Genomic DNA, 19,661 nt, shown 5'->3' with positions numbered 1-19,661 from the left:
TCCGTGACTTCTCGGAGGACGCACGATGGGTGACCTGAAGCAGTACGGCCTCGTCAGAGCGCAGGAACGGCTCCGCGACCAGGTCGGGCACGCCCTCCGCGCGGCCCTGATCGCCGGCGAGCTGCGGCCCGGCCAGGTCTACTCCGCCCCCGGTCTCGCGGCCGACCTCGGCGTCTCCGCCACCCCGGTCCGCGAGGCCATGCTCGACCTGGCCCGGGAAGGCCTGGTCGAACCCGTCCGCAACAAGGGCTTCCGCATCACCGAGGTCAGCGAACGGGACCTCGACCAGTTCACCGAACTGCGCACGCTCATCGAGGTCCCCACCATCGGCCGCGTCACGAGGAAGGCCGACCGGGAGCGGCTGGAGGCGCTGCGCCCCGTCGCCGAGGAGATCGTCTCCTGCGCCCGGCAGCACGACCTCATCGGCTATCTGGAGGCGGACCGCCGCTTCCATCTCGCGCTGCTCGCCCTCTCCGGCAACGAGCGTCTGGTCGAGACGGTGGGGGAGCTGCGCAAGCGCTCCCGCCTCTACGGTCTGACCGGTCTGGACGAGGCGGGCAAACTCGTCTCGTCCGCCGAGGAACACCTCGAACTCCTCGACCTGATGATCGCCGGCGACGCGCGCGGCGCGGAGGCGTGCATGCGCCGCCACCTCGGGCACGTACGGTCGCTGTGGGCCGACGCCCGCGACGAACCGGCCGGCCGCGGGCGTCCCGGCGAGGGCGGGGCGAGGTGACCCTCGGCCACCGCGCCGACCCGCCTGATCGTTGGCTCTGGCGCAAGGACGGCGACCCGGTCATGGCCTTCGAAGCGGCTCGCGGCACGGCGTGAAACTGTCCCGTGCCACCCGCACCCCGACCCCGCAGATCTACGGCATGGGCCGCTAGGGCCTGTCTTTTGGATCATGCCGGGCCCGACGGGATGGGGCCGGACAGGCCCAGGATCCGTCCGGCGATTCCGTCCGGAGAGGCCCCGGGGCTCCGCCACCCGGGCATCACCTCGTGTCGTTGTTGGGCCGAACGGGTGAGGAGCGGGAGGATGTGCCCATGAGTAGGTACGAGAGGTACGACGTCACCGACGAGCAGTGGGAGGGCCTCGCCCAGGTCGTGCCCCTGCGCGGCCGTGACGAATGGCCGTCCAGGGTCGACCACCGCACGATCCCCGAGCAGTACGAATCCGCCGAGCAGCGCCGCATGGTCGTGCTCCGCGTGCAGGTGTTCGCCGACGCCCGTGAGGTCGCCGAGTACCTGATCGCCCAGATTCCGGTGCTCCTCGACCTGACGAGCGCCGACACCGAGGTCGCCAAGCGCATCCTCGACTTCAGCAGCGGTGTCGTCTTCGGCCTCGGCAGCGTGATGCACCGCGTCGACCGGAACGTTTTTCTCCTTGCCCCGGCCGGTACGGAGGTCGAGGGTTCGGAGGGGGAGGACGAGGAGAGCACCGTCGGCGGCAGGACGGCCGGGGTCCCCCGATCGTAGGAAGGTCATCTCGACGTAACGGTTCGTCAGGGAATGGACTGCGTACGGTCCGGGCATGGACCTCACCGGCGGCTTCACGCTCGACCACCTCTCCTCCGCGGCTCCCTCCTCTCGCGCACGTGTCTCCGTCCCCGAGGCGCGCGGCCCGGCCGCGTCGGAGAACCGGCCCCGGGGCCGGAGCGGCCGGAGGCCGGAGGGCGGGCCGGCCGGTGAGGGAGAGGACGGAGGGCTCCGCGCGCGGCCGGCCGTCACCGAGCTCCGCCTGTCCGCCTTCGCCGGGCACCGCGCCGCCGTGCACGCGCTGGGGCCGGTCACGCTCTTCGCGGGACCCAGCGGAAGCGGCAAGTCCACCACCCTGAGGGCGTACGAGGCGCTGGCCCGGCTCGGCGCGGGCGACCCGCTCGGCGAGGTGTTCCCCGACGCCGCCGACTGCGTGCCCGAGCGGGCCAGGCCCGACGCCCAGGGCAGGCGCGGCTTCCGCATCGGGTGCACCGTCGACGGACCGGAAGGCCCCGTCCACCTGGACCTCGCCGTCCAGGCCGAACCCCGGCTCCGCATCGTCGGCGAGCGCCTCACCGGCCGCGGCCGCACCCTGCTGGCCACCGCCCTGCGCGACCCCGGCCGCACCACCGTCCAGGCCGAGTGGCACACGGCCGGCTCCACCCCCGTCACCCGGGCCCCGCTCCCCGACGACCTCCTCGGTACGGCTCTGCTGCCGCTGCGGGTCGCCGGGAAGACCCCGGGCCAGCTGGAGGTCCTGGCCGCCGCCGAGCAGGTGGTCATCGGGCTGCGGTCCGCCTTCGCCTGCGACCCGCGGCCCGAGCGGATGCGGGCCCCCGTCCTCCCCGGCGAGGGCCGGCTGCGGCGCGGCTGCGGCAACCTCGCCGAGGTCCTGCACCGCACCCACACGGACTGCCCGCGCCGTCACCACCGCCTCGCGACCATGGCGGGCGCGGGCTGCGCGGGATCCGTCACCGGGCTCGCGGTGCAGGAGCTCCCCGAGGGCACGGTCCGGGCGGTCCTGGAACGAGGAGGCAGGCCCGCCACCCCGCTCGGCCGCCTCGGGGACGGGGAACTGCGCTACCTGGCGCTCGCGCTCACCCTGCTCACGGGCCCCGGTGTGCTGGCGATGGACCGGATCGCCGAGGTGCCCGACGCCATGCAGTCCCTGACGCTGCTCGCCGACGGCCTCGACCGGGGCCTCGACGGGCGGCAGGTGAGCGAACTGCTCGGACTGGCGACGGGCATCGCCGCCGACGGACACGTCCGGGTGGCCGGGACGGTCGGCGACCGGGCGGCGGGGGAGGCGCGCCGGACGCCCGGGGTGACGGTGGTGGACCTGAGCGTCTGAGGGTCACGGTGGTAGACCTGCGGGCATGACCGACAACGACGTAGCGGGACTCCGGCGCAGGCTGGCCGAGTTCGCGGCCGCCCGGGACTGGCAGCCCTTTCACACGCCGAAGAACCTGGCGGCGGCCCTCAGTGTGGAGGCGGCCGAACTCCTGGAGATCTTCCAGTGGTTGACGCCCGAGCAGGCGGAGCGGGTGATGGACGACCCCGAGTCGGCGCACCGGGTCGCCGACGAGGTCGCGGACGTCCTCGCCTATCTGCTCCAGTTCTGCGAGGTGCTGGGAGTCGACCCCCTGGCGGCGCTCGCGGCGAAGATCGACCGGAACGAGGTCCGGTTCCCGGCCCGTCGACGGGGCGACGGGGTCGGGGGAGGAGCCGGGGGAGGCAGTGAAGAGAGAGGCGGGGAAGGGGGCGAGGAAAGGGGCGAGAAGGGGGCGTGACGGGAGATCGTCACTCTTCGGAGTGATCGACTTTTCCCCGTCGAGCCTCCTGTCCACAGATTTCCGAATTCCCCTGGTGACGTGGCTCAGGCGGCCTCACTCTGGGTAGTGGACTGAGTGGGCAGATAAGTCGTACGAACGGGGGCGGCGTTGATGGAAGCGGAGCGACTCATCGCGCTTGGCCGGCACGCGCTGGCCGAGAGCGGAACGGCGGAGGGCATCGTGGCGGAGGCCTGGCAGGCCCAGGCACTCGCCCAGGCGATAGGGAACCATCTCGCGCTCTGCGGACCGCAGGAGTTGCGCGGAGAGGCGCGCGGGCTCAGCGAGATCGGGGAGTACCCGGCGTGGGGCGCCGGCGGTCCGCGAGCGGCCCAGCTCTCCGACGTGGCGGATCCGGCAGGAGCGTTGAGCCTCCTCGGGGAACTGCTCGGGGAGGTGGGCATCGCGCTGGTCGGCGTGGCCTGCGTCACCGACGAGGAGGGGCTCTACTGGCAGTGCATCGAGGCCATCGACGCCGCCGACGAGTCGAGCGACCGGGTGCGCGGGATGCTGCGGCGCCTCGCCGTGCGTGACGGAGAGCGGGCCCGCCCGCCCGACGCCGCCCAAGGCCGCGCGGGCCCAGGGCGGGGCCGGTGGTGAACGGCGTCGGGCGACCGGCGGGGCAGACGGACGTACTAGGGCCTGTCTGACAATTCCCGCCGGGTCCGGCCCGCCCGGCACGCACGCTCGCCGCACGGCCGAAACGCCCAAGTAGCTCCGCTACGAGGGCGTCCCGGCCGCACGCCGATCGCACGCACCGAACGACCCGGCCTGATCCGGCGCGAATTGTCAGACAGGCCCTAGGGGCGCTCGGGACCGAGTTGCCCGCGCCGGCCCTGGGGGTCCTGCTCGGCCTCGTGCTGGTTCGGCTCGTGGCGGTCGGCGGTGGACTGGAGGTCGGCGTCCAGCTGGGAGAGGTCGGCGGAGAGCGCCGCCATCAGCTCCTCCATCTGCTCCAGCAGACCCTTGGGCGCGCCGGTGCCCTTCTGCTCCGGCACGGACTGCGGCACCGGCTGCTGCTCGGGCACGGCCCGCTCCGGCGGGGCTTCCTGGGACATGGCGGCCTCCTCGGCCCGGGCCCCACCGCCGAGGACGGGACCACGAGAGAGAGCGACGCACCGGCAGCGGCCGCCGGCACGCGGGCCGGGCGGTCCGGCTCCGCCCGAGCCAACGACGGGCGCCGGGCCCCGGTCACTGGCGAGGGCGGACGCGGCCCGCCAGGGGGCGGGATATTCACCCGACCGAGCCGGGGCGATCAAGGGGCTGACGGAGAGGTTGACGGAGAGGCCGGCGGAGAGGCCGACGAGGCCCGGCGAGGGGGCTGATACGGCCCCGGCGGTGCAGGATGGAGGGCATGGATCTTCGTATCTTCACCGAGCCCCAGCAGGGGGCCGACTACGACACTCTCCTCGCGGTGGCACGGGCCACCGAGGAGCTCGGGTTCGACGCCTTCTTCCGCTCGGACCACTATCTCAGCATGGGCTCGGCCGACGGGCTGCCCGGACCGACGGACGCCTGGATCACCCTGGCCGGCCTCGCCCGGGAGACCAAGCGGATCCGCCTCGGCACGCTGATGACCGCCGGCACCTTCCGGCTCCCCGGTGTCCTCGCCATCCAGGTCGCCCAGGTCGACCGGATGTCCGGCGGCCGGGTCGAACTCGGTCTCGGCGCGGGCTGGTTCGAGGAGGAGCACAAGGCCTACGGCATCCCGTTCCCGAAGGAGAAGTTCGGCCGGCTGGAGGAGCAGCTGGCGATCGTCACCGGCCTGTGGGGGACCGAGGTCGGCAAGACCTTCAGCTACGAAGGGGAGTTCTACCAGCTCACCGACTCTCCCGCGCTGCCCAAGCCCGCCCAGGACAGGGTCCCGGTGCTGATCGGCGGGCACGGCGCGCGCCGCACGCCCCGCCTGGCCGCGCGGTACGCGGACGAGTTCAACCTTCCCTTCGGGTCCGTGGAGGAGAGCGAGCGGCAGTTCGGCAGGGTCCGCGCGGCGGCCGAGGAGGCCGGGCGGGCACCCGGCGACCTGGTGTACTCCAACGCGCTGGTCGTCTGCGTCGGCAAGGACGACGCCGAGGTGGCCCGGCGGGCCGCCGCCATCGGGCGGGACGTCGACGAGCTGAAGGCGAACGGTCTCGCGGGCTCGCCCGCCGAGGTCGTCGAGAAGCTCGGGCGGTACGAGGCCGTCGGCTCCTCCCGGGTCTACCTCCAGGTCCTGGACCTGGACGACCTGGACCATCTGGAGCTGATCTCCGCGCGGGTCCAGTCGCAGCTGGGATGAGAGGAGCACTGCGGTGAAGCCGGTGCGCACGCTCGCCGAGGCCCTCGGAGCGGACGTCCTCGTCCTCGACGGCGGCCTGTCCAACCAGCTGGAGGCGCAGGGCTGTGACCTCTCGGACGCGCTCTGGTCCGCGCGGCTCCTCGCCGACGCCCCCGAGCAGATCGAGGCGGCCCACGCGGCGTACGTACGGGCGGGGGCCCGGGTACTCATCACCTCCAGCTACCAGGCCACCTTCGAGGGCTTCGCCCGGCGGGGCGTGGGCCGGGACGAGGCGGCCGGGCTCCTCGCGCGGAGCGTGGAACTGGCCCGGGCGGCGGCGGAGGGCGTGCGGGAGGAGGTCTGGGTCGCCGCCTCCGTGGGACCGTACGGCGCGATGCTCGCGGACGGGAGCGAGTACCGGGGACGGTACGGGCTGTCCGTGCGGGAGCTGGAGGCGTTCCATCGGCCCCGGATCGAGGCGCTCGCCGCGGCGGAGCCGGACGTGCTCGCCCTGGAGACGGTTCCGGACGTGGTGGAGGCGGAGGCGCTGCTGCGGGCGGCCGAGGGGTGCGGGGTGCCCGTGTGGCTCTCGTACACGGTCGAGGGCGGGCGGACCCGGGCCGGGCAGGACCTGACGGAGGCCTTCGCGGTCGCCGCCGGGGCCGAGCGGGTCGTCGCCGTCGGCGTCAACTGCTGCGACCCGGAGGAGGCCGGACCCGCCGTGGAGCTCGCCGCCGCCGTGACGGGGAAGCCCGCCGTGGTCTACCCCAACAGCGGCGAGCGGTGGGACGCCCGCGCGCGGGGCTGGCACGGGGACGTGGCCTTCGACCCGGCCCGCGCCCCCGCCCTGGCCGCGGCCGGCGCACGGCTCATCGGTGGCTGCTGCCGGGTGGGCCCGGCCACGATCACCGCGCTCGCCGCCTCCACGGCCACCCATCGCAGGGGCTGAGCCCAGGGAAAATGCCTGGTCGGCAGGGGAGAGGGGAACCATACTCGGACGGGTGTTCCTGACGATCAGTACGACCGGCGACCAGGAGCGTCCCGCGACCGATCTCGGCTTTCTGCTGCACAAGCATCCCGAGCGGGCGCAGACGTTCTCGACTTCCCACGGCACCGCGCACGTCCTCTACCCCGAGGCGAGCGCCGAGCGGTGCACGGCGGCACTTCTCCTGGAGGTGGACCCCGTGGCGCTGGTGCGCCGCGGCAAGGGCAAGGGACGGGGCGGCGCCCCGGACTCGGCGCTCGCGCAGTATGTGAACGACCGGCCCTACGCGGCCTCTTCGCTGCTCGCCGTCGCGCTCGCCACGGTCTTCAAGACGGCGCTGCACGGTGTGTGCAAGGCGATGCCCGAGCGGGCCGCCGCGCCGCTGCCGCTCCGTGTCGAGGTCCCCGTGCTGCCCGCCAGGGGCGGCGCCGATCTGGTGCGCGCCCTGTTCGGGCCGCTGGGCTGGGACACGGTGGACGCCGAGCCGGTGACGCTCGACCCGGAGTTCCCCGAGTGGGGCGACTCCCGTTACGTGCGGCTCGTCCTGGAGGGCGAGCTGCGGCTCGCGGACGCCCTCAACCACCTGTACGTCCTGCTGCCGGTCCTCGACGACGCCAAGCACTACTGGGTCGCGCCCGACGAGGTCGACAAGCTGCTGCGCGCCGGTGACGGCTGGCTCGCCGGCCACCCCGAGCGGAAGCTGATCACGGCGCGCTACCTCTCCCGCCGCTGGGGCCTGGCCCGCGAGGCGACGGAGCGGCTCGAACTGGTCCGGCTCGCCGAGGCCGAGGGCCTGGACGTCGACGACGTCGACAACGCCGTCGACGAGTCGACCGACACCGAGGAACGGCCGGTGCCGCTGGCCGAGCAGCGACGGGACGCGATCCTCGCCGCCCTGACCGCCGCGGACGCGAGCCGCGTCCTCGACCTGGGCTGCGGACAGGGCCAGCTGGTGCAGGCCCTGCTCAAGGACGTCCGCTTCACGGAGATCGTCGGTGTCGACGTCTCCGTCCGCGCCCTGACCGTCGCCGCGCGCCGGCTGCGGCTCGACCGGATGGGGGAGCGGCAGGCTGCCCGCGTGAGACTGGTGCAGGGTTCGCTCGCGTACACCGACAAGCGGCTCACCGGCTACGACGCGGCCGTGCTCAGCGAGGTCATCGAGCACCTGGACCTGCCGCGGCTGCCGGCCCTCGAGTACGCGGTGTTCGGCTCGGCCCGGCCGCGCACGGTCCTCGTGACCACGCCGAACGTCGAGTACAACGTGCGCTGGGAAACGCTGCCCGCCGGGCACGTCCGGCACCGCGACCACCGGTTCGAGTGGACCCGTGAGGAGTTCCGGAGCTGGGCCGCCTCGGTGGCCGAGCGGTACGGGTACGACGTCGGGTACACCCCCGTCGGCCCCGACGACCCCGAGGTCGGACCGCCCACCCAGATGGCCGTCTTCACCCGCGCCGGCGAGACCCCGAAGGAGGTCGCGGCATGACCCGTACGCTCCCCGTCACCGACCTGTCCCTCGTGGTGCTCATCGGCGCCACCGGTTCCGGCAAGTCCACCTTCGCCCGGCGCCACTTCAAGCCGACCGAGATCATCTCCTCCGACTTCTGCCGGGGGCTCGTCGCCGACGACGAGAACGACCAGTCCGCGAGCCGGGACGCCTTCGACGTCCTCCACTACATCGTCGGCAAGCGCCTCGCGGCGGGACGCCTCGCCGTCGTCGACGCCACCAACGTGCAGCAGGAGGCCCGGCGACAGCTCGTCCAGCTGGCCAGGTCGTACGACGTGCTGCCCATCGCGATCGTCCTCGACCTGCCCGAGGACGTGTGCCGCGAGCGGAACGCCGCACGCCCCGACCGCGCCGACGTGCCCGCGCACGTCATCCAGCGCCACCGCCGCGAGCTCCGCCGCTCCCTGAAGGGCCTGGAGCGCGAGGGCTTCCGCAAGGTGCACGTCCTGCGGTCCGTCGAGGAGGTCGAGGCGGCCGAGGTCGTCCTGGAGCGCCGCTTCAACGACCTGCGCCACCTCACCGGCCCCTTCGACATCATCGGTGACATCCACGGCTGCCGCTCCGAGCTGGAGACCCTCCTCGCGAAGCTCGGCTATGTCGACGGCCACCACCCCGAGGGGCGTACGGCGGTCTTCGTCGGCGACCTCGTCGACCGGGGACCCGACTCGCCCGGCGTCCTGCGCCGGGTGATGGGAATGGTCGCCACGGGCGACGCGCTGTGCGTCCCCGGCAACCACGAGAACAAGCTGGGCCGCTGGCTCAAGGGCCGCAAGGTGCAGGAGACCCACGGTCTCGCCGAGACGATCGAGCAGCTGGGGCACGAGAGCGAGGAGTTCCGGGCCGAGGTCGGACGGTTCATCGAAGGACTCGTCAGCCACTACGTGCTCGACGGCGGCAACCTCGTCGTCTGCCACGCCGGTCTGCCGGAGAAGTACCACGGCCGGACCTCGGGGCGGGTGCGTTCGCACGCCCTCTACGGGGGCACCACGGGCGAGACCGACGAGTTCGGGCTGCCGGTGCGCTACCCGTGGGCGGAGGAGTACCGGGGACGGGCCACCGTCGTGTACGGACACACGCCCGTGCCCGACACCTCGTGGATCAACAACACGATCTGCCTCGACACCGGAGCCGTCTTCGGCGGGAAGATGACCGCGCTGCGCTGGCCGGAGCGCGAACTCGTCGACGTACCCGCCGAGCGCGTCTGGTACGAGCCGGCCCGGCCGCTCGCGACCGAGGCGCCCGGCGGCCACCAGGGACGCCCCCTGGACCTGGCCGACGTGCACGGCCGGCGGACCGTGGAGACCCGGCACCTCGGCAACGTCGCCGTACGGGAGGAGAACGCCGCGGCCGCCCTGGAGGTCATGAGCCGGTTCGCGGTCGACCCGCGGCTGCTCGCCTACCTGCCGCCGACGATGGCACCGACCGCCACCTCGAAGGAGGAGGGCTACCTGGAGCACCCGGCCGAGGCCTTCGCCCAGTACCGGGCGGACGGTGTCGAACGGGTCGTGTGCGAGGAGAAGCACATGGGCTCCCGGGCCGTCGCCCTGGTCTGCAGGGACGCCGGGGCCGCCCGCGAGTGCTTCGGCGTCGACGGGGTGACCGGTGCGCTGTACACCCGCACCGGCCGGCCCTTCTTCGACGATCCCGCCGTCACCGAGGAGGTCCTCGGCCGGCTGCGGACCGCGATCGGCGCCGCCGGGCTCTGGGACGAACTCGCCGCGCGGGACAGCGCCTCCGGCGCGGGGGACTGGCTGCTGCTCGACGGCGAGCTCATGCCCTGGTCGCTCAAGTCGGCCGGGCTTCTCCGCGCACAGTACGCGGCGGTCGGCGCCGCCTCGGGCGCCGTCTTCCCGGGCGTCGTCACCGCCCTCGAACGCGCGGCGGCCCGCGGGGTCGACGGGATCGAAGGGCTGCTCGCCAAGCAGCGGGAGCGGGCGGCGGACGCGGCCGCGTTCACCGAGGCGTACCGCAGGTACTGCTGGCCGACCGAGGGCCTGGAGGGCGTGCGGTTCGCCCCCTTCCAGCTGCTCGCCGCGCGGGGACGCTCGCTCGCCGCCGTGCCCCACGACACACAGCTGGCCTGGCTCGACCGGCTCGTCGAACACGACCCGACCGGGCTTGTCCAGGTCACCCGCCGGCTCGTCGTCGACACCGGTGACGAGGCGTCCGTCCGCGCGGGCGTCGACTGGTGGCTGGAACTGACCGGCGCGGGCGGCGAGGGCATGGTCGTCAAGCCGCTGGCCGCGCTCGTCCGCGACGCCAGGGGCCGGCTCGCCCAGCCGGGCGTGAAGGTGCGCGGCCGGGAGTACCTCCGGATCATCTACGGCCCCGAGTACACCCGGCCGGAGAACCTGGAGCGGCTGCGGCAGCGCTTCCTCGGCCACAAGCGGTCGCTGGCCCTGCGCGAGTACGCCCTCGGCCTCGAAGCGCTGGACCGTCTGGCGGACGGGGAACCCCTCTGGCGGGTCCACGAGGCCGTCTTCGCGGTCCTCGCCCTGGAATCGGAGCCGGTGGACCCGAGACTCTGACGCCCTAGGGGGTGTCTTGTCGATCAGGCCGGGCTCGCGGCGTCCGACACCCCCGGGGCGGGACGGGGGCGCCGGAGGCCGTGACGCCGACGGGGGGCGCAGGGGTGCCGGGAACGGCGCTCCCCTGCGCCCCCTGTGCCCGTTGACGCGTTTCTTCCGTACCCTCTAGCGTTCTTCACCCCACGACGTGACACAGCGTCAATAACGTGGCGGGGTACGCCGTATGAGGCGGAAGCGCACACGTGAACGCGCCGGTCGGACACCGGCGGGCGGTCTTCCCGGAAGGCCCGGGGACGGTACGGGGGTGAGCGGTCGGTGAGTCTCTTCGGCCAGGACCGCTCCTTCCTGCATGCCCTCCCGGTGGCCGACCGGCGGTCCCTGCTCGCCGAGGGCGCCCGGCGCGTCTACGAACCCGGGGAGGTGATGATCCGCGAACGCGACACCAGCGCCTACGTCCTCGCGCTCCTCACCGGCTGGTCCGTCGTCTCCGTCGGCACCGAGCGGGGATCGCGGCTCATCCTCGCCCTCCGCGGCGCGGGCGAGGTCGTCGGCGACCTCTCCGCCGTCGACCGTCGCCCCCGCAGCGCCAGCGTCACCGCGCTCGGCAGCGTCGAGGCGGTGGCCATCTCGGGCGACCGGTTCCGGCGCTTCCTCGCCACCCGGCCGCACGCCACCGCGCTGATCATGCGCCAGCTCGCCACCCGGCTGCGCAGCGCCGACGTCGAGCGCCGCGCGCTCGCGTCCGAGACCGTCCTCCAGCGTCTCGCCGCCCGGCTCGTCGAGCTGGCCGAGCGCGCCGGACGGACGGGGGACACCGGGACCGTACTCGAACTCCCGCTGCCCCAGCACGACCTGGCGGCGGCCGTCGGAGCCACCCGGGAGGCGGTGGCCAAGGCGCTGCGGCTGCTGCGGGAACAGGACGTGGTCCGCACCGCGCACCGCACCGTCGTCGTCATCGACATGCGGGTCCTCGTCCTGCTCGCGGAGGGGCGCGCACGCCCCGGCGGAGACCCGGCGGACGAATCTCCTCCGGGTGTGTAAACGGCTACATCGCCGGTCGCGGAACGCGGCCAGTCTGGACACGCACCACCACGGCACCAACGGCACCAGGGCATCACACAGGGAGTCCGAGTGAGCACTGCGGGAGTGAACGGGGAAGCGGGCGGAGAAGGGGGCGGAGGGTCGGGCGGCATCCACCGGTTCGTCGTCTTCGGCGACATCTGCGGATCCGGGTCCCTGGACATGGCCGAGAAGAGACTGCAGCGCACGGCGATGTACGCCGCGTTCGAGGACGCGTACAGCTCCGTCGGCGTCGAGCCCGGCACCTTCCACCAGGAGGACCGGGGGGACGGCATCCTCGCCGCCCTGCGCCCCGACGTGCCGCCGACCCTGATGGTCGGACGCTGGATCGACACCCTGTACGAGAGCCTGCGCGGCCACAACAAGGGCCGGACACGGCCGCTGCGGCTGCGGATCGGCATGAACGCGGGGCTCGTGGTCCAGGACCGGCACGGGCTCGTCGGGCGGGCGGTGGACCTCGCCGCCCGGCTCTGCGACAGCCCCCCGGCCAAGCGGATCATGAACGAGTCCCCCGGCGTCGACCTGCTCGTCGTCGTCTCCGACTGGCTGTACGCCAACGTGGTCGCCGAGGGCGGCCGGTACGTGGAGCCGGACCACTACCGGCAGGCCCGCATCCGCTCCAAGGAGACCGACGAGGCCGCCTGGTTCCACGTACCGCGCCGACCCGCGCCGCCGCTCATCGGCCCCGAAGGGGAACTCGCGGCCGCGGAGGAGCGGGTGCCGGCGGTGGGGTCACGGACCGGCGTTGGGCCGTCGCGGGGGGACGGCCCAACGCCCCGGACCGGGGGCGGGAGCCGTACGTACCACGTCGGGGGCGACCTGCTCGACGTCCACGGCAACACCATCCACGGCGGTTTCACCGGAATCAGCAAGGGCGGCGGAGCCGACCAGGGGGCGGGGGCCGGCTCCGGGGCGGGGGAGACCCAGTGAGCGACGAGGACGAGTCCGCGCCCCACGAGGAAGGGCCGGACGGCGGGCACGGCGACCGGGCGGACGCACAGGACCGCGGAGGCGACCGCGGGAGCGATCGTGGCCCGGACCGGGGCTCCGACCGTGGTTCGGACCGTGGCGGCGAGCGCGCCGACCGGGACGCGGACCGGGCGGGCGGGGCCGACCGGTCCGACACCCCCGGCGAACAGCCACGCGAACCGAGCGTCTTCGAGGTCGCCGACCGGGGACCCCTCGGCGGCGAGAGCGACACCGGCGGCGCCGCCACCGCGCGCCGGGCCGTCCGCACCTGGGCCGGCGGCGGCGCCGACCGCCTCACCACCATCCACGGCGACGGCACCGTCTTCGAGGGCAACCAGATCTTCGCCCTGTACGGCTCCGACCGCTCCCCGCACTTCGTCCAGGGCCCCGTCCCGCCCGAGACGCTCGACCACCTCGGCCGGGTCTACTGCGCGACCGCCGGCTACCGGCGCATGCGGGACCGGCTCCGCGACCACCGGGTGCTCGTCCTCTGCGGCGAGCCCGGCAGCGGCCGCAAGGCCACCGCGCTCGCCCTCCTCGACGAACTGACCGGCGGCAAGGTCTTCCGCCTCGACCCGCGCCACGGCGTCGACGAGATCACCGAGGACGCCCTCCAGGAGAGCGGCGGCCACCTCCTGGAACTGCTCACCGAGGACGTACCCGCCGAGAACGAACCGCGTCCCTCCCGCTCCCGCCGGGGCGAGCACACCACCGCCGCCCGCCACTCCGCCGCCCGCCTCTCCGAACTGCACCTGGACCGCTTCGGCGACCTGCTGCGCGGCCGGGACGCCTACGGGGTGGTCCTCGTCGAGAACGGGGAGCTCGCCGACCGGCTGCTGCGCGGACGGTACGGCATGTACTGCGCGCCCCCGCCCGCCGACGAGGTCCTTCACCGCCACCTCTGGCACCGGCTGCGCGCCGAGCCCGACGAAGCCCTCGGTGCCGCGCGGGCGCGCGCCGCGCGGCGGGACGTCGCCGACGCCCTCGGGCTCGAGGAGCTGCGGCCCCGTGAGGCCGCCCGGCTCGCCGACCACCTCGCCAGGCACTGGCGCGGCGAGGTGACCGACGAGCAGCTCCTCGCCGAATGCGCCTCCTTCGTACGCTCCCAGGCCCGCGAGTGGTTCGCCGGCGCCGACCGCCCCGGCGCGCTCCCCGAGGCCCTCCCGGCCCTGAACGCCGGGGCGTTCCGCATCGCCGTCGCCGTCTTCGACGGCTCGGCCTTCAGCCTCGCCGCCGAGGCCGCCGAACTCCTCGCCTGGGAACTCGCGGTCACCCTCGACCCCGAACACGCCCCGGGCCGCCGCCTGTTCGGGACGCACGCCGAGCACCGGCCCGTGCAGGCCCGCGCCGTCCTCGAGGACGGCGAGCTGGACCTCGGCCCGGCCAAGGTGCCGGTGCGCGCCGTCCGCTTCCAGGGCGAGGCCCTCGCCGGAGCCGTCCTCGGCGAGGTCTGGCACGGCTACCACAACGTCCGTGGCCCGGTGGCCCGCTGGCTGCGCGCGCTCTGCGACGACCCGCGCCCCGAGGTGTGGGTACGGGCCTCCATCGCGGCCGGCGTGCTCTGCTCCTGGGACTGGATCCACGGCTTCCGCGAGCTGGTCGTGCCGCTCGCCGTGACGGACGAGCCGGTCGCCCGCATGGCCGCCGCCACCGCGCTCGCCGAGTCCGCGCGCGACCCGCGCGTCCGGCCCGCCGTCGCCGCCGTGCTCAAGAACTGGGCGCGGTCCGGAGAGGACGCGCTCGTCAGGACCGCCCTGCTCACCCACGGCTACGTCCTGGCCGCCGGCGGCGTCCCCGGCTCCCTCGACGCCCTCGCCCGGGTCGTCAGGACCCGCGAGGCGACCGACGTCGAGGTCCTCGTGCCCGCCTCCTTCAGCGTGGCGCGGCTGCTCGCCTCCGGTGAGCCCGCGCCCGTGCTCCGGCGGCTCCGGGAGTGGCTGGAGGACGGCCGGCTCAGCCTCGCCAACCTGGTCCACCTCGCCGTCATCCGCGCCGTGAGCACCCGGACCACCCACCTGTGGGGACTGCGGGAGGTGCCCGAACTCGACGGTCACGCGGCCCGCCCCCTGTTCGTCGCCCTGCTCGCGACCCGGCCCGGGCTCGCGCCCGAGCTCGCGTCGCTGCTGCGGCACACCCTCGCCACGGCCCGTTCGGGGGAAGCCGCCCTGGAGGCCTTCGGCGGTCTGCTCCGGCGGGCCGCGAAGGACCCGGAGTCGCTGGAGCACGTCTGCGCCTTCCTGCCCCGCCTCGCGGTGGACCGCAGGGACCGGGACCGGCTCAGGGGCCTGCTGAACGAACTGGTCCGGGACCGTGACCGGCCCCTGGACAGAGCCGCGGCGCGCCGGATGTGGGACGCCGTGACGGAAGGAGCGAACCGATGACCGGACCCGAGCAGCACAGGAACGCCAGGCCGGACGAGCGGGCACGCGCGGACGAGCGGGGGCGCGACGGGCGGGGACGGGACGAGCGGGCACGGGACGGCCGCGAGCGGCAGGGGTACGACAGCCGGGAACGGCAGGGGTACGACGGCCGGGAGCGGCAGCGGTACGACGGGCAGGACGGCGGCCGGCACGCCGGTGGCCGCGACGACGACGAGGGCCTGGACACGGACCGCGAGCGGGACAGGCACCAGGACCAGGAGCGCGTACGGGGAGACGGGCAGCGCCGGTGGGGCGGGGAGGCCGGCGGGTCCGAGTCCGGGCCCGGCGGACGTCCGCGGGGACCGCTGATCGGTGAGTACGCGCCCCCGTACCGGCGCCGGAGCGGCCGGGTCGCCGCCGTGCTCCTCTACCGCAACGGTGGCCACCGCGTGGTCTGGCCGGATCGCACGGAGGACGTGAACAAGCCGATGCTCGGCTCCCCGTACACCGTCTTCGAGGTCCAGCTCGGCCGTAACGTCACCGAGTTCAGACTCCAACTGCCGGCCGCGGGGGACGGCGTCTTCTTCGAGGCCGTCGCCAAGGTGCAGTGGGTCGTGACCGACCCGCACCTCGTCGTCAGGGAACAGGTCGAGGACGTCGCCGAGCTGCTCCACGACGAGCTCCTCGACGGACTGCGCAGGCTCTCCAGGAGGTTCCGGATCACCGAGGCGCAACGCGCGGACGAGGCCGTACGGGAGGAACTGAGCGCCGGACGCCTCAGTTTCGGCCGGGACATCGGGCTGCGGACCCGCGTCCTCGTCTTCATCGACCTCGACGACTCCGTCAAGGCCGAGGTCTCCCGCCGTGACCGGGTCGGCGTCACCATGGAGGCCGACGAGCGCGTCGCCGAGGCGGAGCGGCGCAGGGAGGCCGCCGAGCGGGCCCTGGTCGCCGACCGCGCCCGCGAGATGGAGGCCCTCTTCCGGCGCGGCGACCTGGCACAGATCGCCCACCACATGGCGATGCACCCGGACAAGCAGTGGGAGATCCGCACCCAGCTCCAGCGGGAGCGGCGCGAGGGCCAGGAGGACTACCTGGCCGTCTTCAACCGGCTCCTGGACACCGGGGTCCTGGAACGGCACGACATCGGCGAGCAGATGTACCAGGTCCTCATGTACCTGCGGACGCAGACCGGCACCGTCATCGACGGCATCACGGACCGGGTCCTCAACCCCTCGGGCGGTACCCCGCCGCGCCACCTCGCCCTGGAGGACGCGCTGCCGGAGCCGAGCCGCCCGGACTGGGACGAGGACCACGGGGACGCCCCACGGGACCCCCGGGTGTACGAGCCGACCCGGGTCGAGTCCGGCTCCGAGCGCGAACGGGACCGCGAACGGGAGCGGGGGAGGGCGCGCGAGCGGGGCCGCGACGGCGACCCCCGCGACCGGGGCCGGTCGCGCGACCGCTACGGCGACGGTCACGGCGACGGCCACGAGCGGTACGAGGAGGAGGACCCGTACGAGCGGCGCGACGCGTACGAGCGGGACGACCGGTACGACCGCGACGACCCGTACGACCGCGAACGGCGTGAGCGTCCCCGGCGGCCCGCCCGCCCGGCCCGCCCCAGCTCCGAGTTCGACGACTGGGACGACGCATGACCACGACCCCGGGCCCCGCGCGGGGCCCCGCGACGCCGCACACCGGTGCCGATCCCGTACGGGACCCCGCCGCGGATCCCGTACGGGACCCCGCCCCCGTACCGAGCCCCGTCCCCGCCCCCGTACCGCCCGAAGAGCTCCGGTTCATGGCCGAGCGGCTGCTCGCGACCGTCCGTGAGGACATCGGACGTGCCGACACCAAGGCCGCGATCCTGCTCTCCGGCGCCCTCGCCTTCCTCGCCGTCGTGTTCTCCGCGGACCGGGGCCCCCTGCCCGCCGCCGGTGCCGGACTCGCGTTCCTGCTGCTCTCGGGAGCCCTGTGGACGGCGGGTGTCCTGATGCTCGTCTCGGTCGTGCTGCCCCGCACCCGGATCGGGGCCGACCGCACGCTGCTGCGCGAACTGACGGCCGGGCCGTCCGAGCCCGCGCTGCGCGAGCGGCTCACCGCGTCCGGCACGGACGCCACCGGCTGGCTCCTCGAACAGGCCAGCGTGCACGGACTCGTGCTCGCGGCGAAGTACCGGTGGCTGCGCCTGGGCGTGTCCGCGCTCGTGCTCGGCGCCCTCCTGGCCCTCTTCAGCGAACTGTGGTGAGAGAGAACATGCAGTGGAACAACAAGGGGGGCGCCCTGCTCCTCGCCGGGGCGCTCCTGGCGCTCTCCGGCCCGCTCGCGGCGACCACCGCCTCGGGCGCGCCCCGGCCCCCGGCCGGCAAGACCGCCGCCGCACCCGCCGAAGGACCCGAGGCACTCGTCGAGGGGCCCGACCCGATCGACTTCGCCGTCGTCGTGGACCAGTCGGCGAGCCTCGCCGACAAGGACCTCGCGCGCGAGACCGAGGCGGCGGCGCTGCTCAGCCAGGGCGAGATATCGGAGCGCTCCCGGGCCACCGTCATCGGCTTCGGCAGCTCCGAGAGGCCCGGCCAGTCGCCCGTACGCGAGGTCTGCCCGCTCACCGTCGCCGACGCGGCCGGCCGTGAACGGCTCAGCGACTGCGTCCAGGAACTGAACCGCCGTGACCCCGCCCGTACGGGACCGGGCACCGACTTCCCCGCCGCCATCCGCCAGGCCGTCACCCGCCTCACCGGCACCGCCAAGGGCACGGGCAAGGCCGGGAAGGGCGCCGCCCCCCGGGTCGTCTTCCTGCTCACCGACGGCAGGCTGGACGTCGCCGACAGCCCCGAGTACGGCCCCGACCGGGACAGCCGCCAGGCCAACGGAGCACGGCGGCTCACCGAGGAACTCGCCCGCGCCCGCGCGGCCGGCGTGCAGATCTGGCCCCTCGGCTTCGGCCAGGAGATCGACCGGGCCGCCCTCACCGCCATGGCCGCCGGCGGCCACCTCGGCGGCTGCTCCGAGATCCCCGGCTCCGTGCCGCGCATGCGGGTCGTCGACACCTCCGCCGAGATCGACAAGGCCCTCCAGGAGACCTTCGCCGCCGCCCGCTGCGCCCGGATCGCGCACGGCACCGTCGGCAAGCCGCCCGCCGACCTGACCGTCGTCATCCCGCCCATCGCCACCGACGGCTCCCTCACCGTCGCCAAGCACGACCCGAAGGTCAGGGTCACGTACTTCGACCCGGCGGGCCGCAAGGTCCCCGTACGCGGCGAGTTCGACGGCTCCGCCTTCGAGGTGAGCGGCCAGAACGGCCCGGTCGAGGCGCTGCGCGTGACGAACCCGCTGCCGGGACGCTGGCGCGTCCACATCGAGGCGCCCGAGGGCCACCGCGACCGCGAGGTCGCCGTCCGGGCGCTCTGGCAGGGCCGCCTCCGCTCCACCGTCGTCCTCGACCCCGCGTCCCCGCGCGCAGGGGAGCAGGTGAAGGTCGAGGTACGGATGCAGACCCGGCGCGGAGTCGTCGTCACCGACCCGAAGCAGCTCGCCGGGCTCTCGGTCGCCGCCGACCTCAGCGGCGAGGGCTTCGAGCCCGTCGCCTTCCGGCTCGCCGACGACGGAAAGGCCCCCGACGCGAAAGCGGGCGACGTGCGGTTCACCGGCACGCTCACCGTCCCCGCCGGAGCCACCGGCGACCTGGAGCTCGTCACCCGCATGGAGGCGCCCGGGATCACCTCCGACCGGCGGCCGCTGCACGCCGTCGTCGCCGGCGACGCACCGCTCGTGACCGCCGCCCTCACCGTCGACCAGGCCACCGTGCACCCCGGGGGCACCGTCCATGGCACCCTCGACGTCACCAACAACGACGCGGAGCCGCGCACCCTGCGGCTCGCCCTCGGGGACCAGACCCCCGGCGCCGAACTCGCCGTCGCCCCGGCGACCGTCACCGCCCAGCCGAACCGCAGCGCCCGGTTCCCCTTCACCGTCACCGTCGGTGACGGCACCCCCCTCGGTGAACTCGGCGGCCGGATCAGCGTGATGGACACCGGTGACGGCGACCGCGTCCTGCGCGGCGCCTTCCTCGACATCCGGGTGGTGGCGCCGCCGAGCTGGTGGGAGCGCTGGTGGAAGGTGGTGGCGGGCGGGGCCGCGGTCCTCCTCGTCCTCGGCGCCCTCGTCGGCATCCGGCTCGTCGCCTGGCGCCGCCGCCGCGACCTCACCGGCGTCACCCTCGAACTGTGTCAGGACGGGCAGCTGATCGACTCGCTGACCGTCCACCGTGGGCAGAGCCCCGGCGGCGCCTACGCCTTCGCCGTCGACGAACGGTACGGGGCGCCGCCGACCCTCCGCCGGATCCCCGGCGGCGGCTCCTCCACCGCCCATGTGCTGCGCCGCACCGGCGCGGGTGAGCTGCTGCTGCGCCCCAGTGGCGGCGCGCGGATCCCCGTCAGGACCGGTGAGCCGACCGCGCTCGGCGCGCACGAACTCGTCGTACGGGGGGGCCGCCCGGCACCGCGCGGCGCCCGCGCCACGCCGTGGTCCCGCCGCCCGCCCCGCACCGGCCCCGGCACCAGGGGAGGGGGAGCGGGCGACCCGGGCGGCTCCGGGCCCGTGACCGGGGGACCGGACGCCTCCCCGGGCGCGAGCGACTACGACCCCGCCTTCTGAACCGGTCACCGA

The 19,661-nt window shown here is 74.5% G+C and carries 16 protein-coding genes; 15 read left to right on the top strand and 1 reads right to left on the bottom strand.

Going from position 1 to position 19,661, the window contains the following annotated elements:
• The first annotated feature begins 25 nt into the window (after nt 1–25).
• The 5 genes from ACFVYX_RS12420 (at nt 26) to ACFVYX_RS12400 (ending at nt 3,907) form a co-directional block, all read left to right on the top strand.
• A complete protein-coding gene (locus ACFVYX_RS12420) occupies nt 26–736 on the top strand; it encodes a GntR family transcriptional regulator (protein ID WP_389681284.1) in 711 nt (236 codons plus the stop codon).
• Nucleotides 737–1,046: 310 nt separating this feature from the next.
• Nucleotides 1,047–1,478 (top strand): cell division protein SepF, encoded by a 432-nt coding sequence (locus tag ACFVYX_RS12415; RefSeq protein WP_389681283.1) that lies wholly within the window; start codon nt 1,047–1,049, stop codon nt 1,476–1,478.
• Nucleotides 1,479–1,533: 55 nt separating this feature from the next.
• Nucleotides 1,534–2,829 carry an ATP-binding protein gene (locus tag ACFVYX_RS12410; RefSeq protein ID WP_389681282.1) on the top strand — a complete coding sequence of 432 codons (1,296 nt, stop codon included), beginning with the start codon at nt 1,534–1,536 and terminating at the stop codon, nt 2,827–2,829.
• Nucleotides 2,830–2,854: 25 nt separating this feature from the next.
• A complete protein-coding gene (locus ACFVYX_RS12405; protein WP_389681281.1) occupies nt 2,855–3,268 on the top strand; it encodes a nucleotide pyrophosphohydrolase in 414 nt (137 codons plus the stop codon).
• Nucleotides 3,269–3,421: 153 nt separating this feature from the next.
• The gene (locus tag ACFVYX_RS12400) at nt 3,422–3,907 is read left to right on the top strand and encodes a DUF6099 family protein (protein ID WP_389681280.1); all 486 of its coding nucleotides are present in this window, start codon (nt 3,422–3,424) and stop codon (nt 3,905–3,907) included.
• Between the two features lie 200 nt (nt 3,908–4,107).
• Here ACFVYX_RS12400 and ACFVYX_RS12395 read toward each other — a convergent pair whose 3' ends face one another.
• Nucleotides 4,108–4,365, bottom strand: a complete 258-nt coding sequence (locus ACFVYX_RS12395; RefSeq protein ID WP_389681279.1) for a hypothetical protein — start codon at nt 4,363–4,365, stop codon at nt 4,108–4,110.
• 296 nt (nt 4,366–4,661) lie between these two features.
• On the opposite strand from ACFVYX_RS12395, the gene ACFVYX_RS12390 reads away from it, so the two are divergent.
• The 10 genes from ACFVYX_RS12390 to ACFVYX_RS12345 all read left to right on the top strand — a co-directional run bounded on the left by ACFVYX_RS12390 (nt 4,662) and on the right by ACFVYX_RS12345 (nt 19,649).
• A complete protein-coding gene (locus ACFVYX_RS12390) occupies nt 4,662–5,585 on the top strand; it encodes an LLM class F420-dependent oxidoreductase (protein WP_389681278.1) in 924 nt (307 codons plus the stop codon).
• A gap of 13 nt (nt 5,586–5,598) precedes the next feature.
• On the top strand, nt 5,599–6,513 hold the full coding sequence (gene mmuM / locus ACFVYX_RS12385; RefSeq protein ID WP_389681277.1) for a homocysteine S-methyltransferase: 915 nt from the start codon (nt 5,599–5,601) through the stop codon (nt 6,511–6,513).
• Between the two features lie 52 nt (nt 6,514–6,565).
• Complete coding sequence (locus ACFVYX_RS12380; RefSeq protein WP_389681276.1) at nt 6,566–8,032, top strand: 3' terminal RNA ribose 2'-O-methyltransferase Hen1; 1,467 nt, start codon at nt 6,566–6,568, stop codon at nt 8,030–8,032.
• The gene (locus ACFVYX_RS12375; RefSeq protein WP_389681275.1) at nt 8,029–10,581 is read left to right on the top strand and encodes a polynucleotide kinase-phosphatase; all 2,553 of its coding nucleotides are present in this window, start codon (nt 8,029–8,031) and stop codon (nt 10,579–10,581) included. Before ACFVYX_RS12380 ends, ACFVYX_RS12375 begins: the two co-directional genes overlap by 4 nt.
• A gap of 315 nt (nt 10,582–10,896) precedes the next feature.
• Nucleotides 10,897–11,622 carry a Crp/Fnr family transcriptional regulator gene (locus tag ACFVYX_RS12370; RefSeq protein ID WP_389681274.1) on the top strand — a complete coding sequence of 242 codons (726 nt, stop codon included), beginning with the start codon at nt 10,897–10,899 and terminating at the stop codon, nt 11,620–11,622.
• A 90-nt stretch (nt 11,623–11,712) separates the two neighbouring features.
• Complete coding sequence (locus tag ACFVYX_RS12365) at nt 11,713–12,591, top strand: hypothetical protein (RefSeq protein ID WP_389681273.1); 879 nt, start codon at nt 11,713–11,715, stop codon at nt 12,589–12,591.
• On the top strand, nt 12,588–15,011 hold the full coding sequence (locus ACFVYX_RS12360; protein WP_389681272.1) for a hypothetical protein: 2,424 nt from the start codon (nt 12,588–12,590) through the stop codon (nt 15,009–15,011). Before ACFVYX_RS12365 ends, ACFVYX_RS12360 begins: the two co-directional genes overlap by 4 nt.
• Nucleotides 15,008–16,648, top strand: coding sequence for a hypothetical protein (locus ACFVYX_RS12355; RefSeq protein WP_389681271.1), 1,641 nt, complete (start codon nt 15,008–15,010; stop codon nt 16,646–16,648). Before ACFVYX_RS12360 ends, ACFVYX_RS12355 begins: the two co-directional genes overlap by 4 nt.
• A complete protein-coding gene (locus tag ACFVYX_RS12350; protein ID WP_389681270.1) occupies nt 16,645–17,241 on the top strand; it encodes a Pycsar system effector family protein in 597 nt (198 codons plus the stop codon). The genes ACFVYX_RS12355 and ACFVYX_RS12350 overlap by 4 nt, the downstream gene beginning before the upstream one ends.
• An 8-nt stretch (nt 17,242–17,249) precedes the next feature.
• Nucleotides 17,250–19,649, top strand: coding sequence for a VWA domain-containing protein (locus ACFVYX_RS12345; RefSeq protein WP_389681269.1), 2,400 nt, complete (start codon nt 17,250–17,252; stop codon nt 19,647–19,649).
• The last annotated feature ends 12 nt before the right edge of the window (nt 19,650–19,661 follow it).

Source organism: Streptomyces sp. NPDC058326, from assembly GCF_042879855.1.
Lineage (GTDB): Bacteria > Actinomycetota > Actinomycetes > Streptomycetales > Streptomycetaceae > Streptomyces.
The sequence above is the reverse complement of the archived record's forward strand: the minus strand, read 5'-3'. Positions and strand labels throughout refer to the sequence as shown.

Excerpts from the sequence above, each read along its gene's own strand:
- ACFVYX_RS12375 (WP_389681275.1), top strand. The coding sequence starts at position 8,029 with ATGACCCGTACGCTCCCCGTCACCGACCTGTCCCTCGTGGTGCTCATC.
- ACFVYX_RS12405 (WP_389681281.1), top strand. The coding sequence starts at position 2,855 with ATGACCGACAACGACGTAGCGGGACTCCGGCGCAGGCTGGCCGAGTTC.
- ACFVYX_RS12350 (WP_389681270.1), top strand. The coding sequence starts at position 16,645 with ATGACCACGACCCCGGGCCCCGCGCGGGGCCCCGCGACGCCGCACACC.
- ACFVYX_RS12355 (WP_389681271.1), top strand. The coding sequence starts at position 15,008 with ATGACCGGACCCGAGCAGCACAGGAACGCCAGGCCGGACGAGCGGGCA.
- ACFVYX_RS12395 (WP_389681279.1), bottom strand. The coding sequence starts at position 4,365 with ATGTCCCAGGAAGCCCCGCCGGAGCGGGCCGTGCCCGAGCAGCAGCCG.
- ACFVYX_RS12415 (WP_389681283.1), top strand. The coding sequence starts at position 1,047 with ATGAGTAGGTACGAGAGGTACGACGTCACCGACGAGCAGTGGGAGGGC.
- ACFVYX_RS12410 (WP_389681282.1), top strand. The coding sequence starts at position 1,534 with ATGGACCTCACCGGCGGCTTCACGCTCGACCACCTCTCCTCCGCGGCT.
- ACFVYX_RS12390 (WP_389681278.1), top strand. The coding sequence starts at position 4,662 with ATGGATCTTCGTATCTTCACCGAGCCCCAGCAGGGGGCCGACTACGAC.
- ACFVYX_RS12420 (WP_389681284.1), top strand. The coding sequence starts at position 26 with ATGGGTGACCTGAAGCAGTACGGCCTCGTCAGAGCGCAGGAACGGCTC.
- ACFVYX_RS12400 (WP_389681280.1), top strand. The coding sequence starts at position 3,422 with ATGGAAGCGGAGCGACTCATCGCGCTTGGCCGGCACGCGCTGGCCGAG.
- ACFVYX_RS12345 (WP_389681269.1), top strand. The coding sequence starts at position 17,250 with ATGCAGTGGAACAACAAGGGGGGCGCCCTGCTCCTCGCCGGGGCGCTC.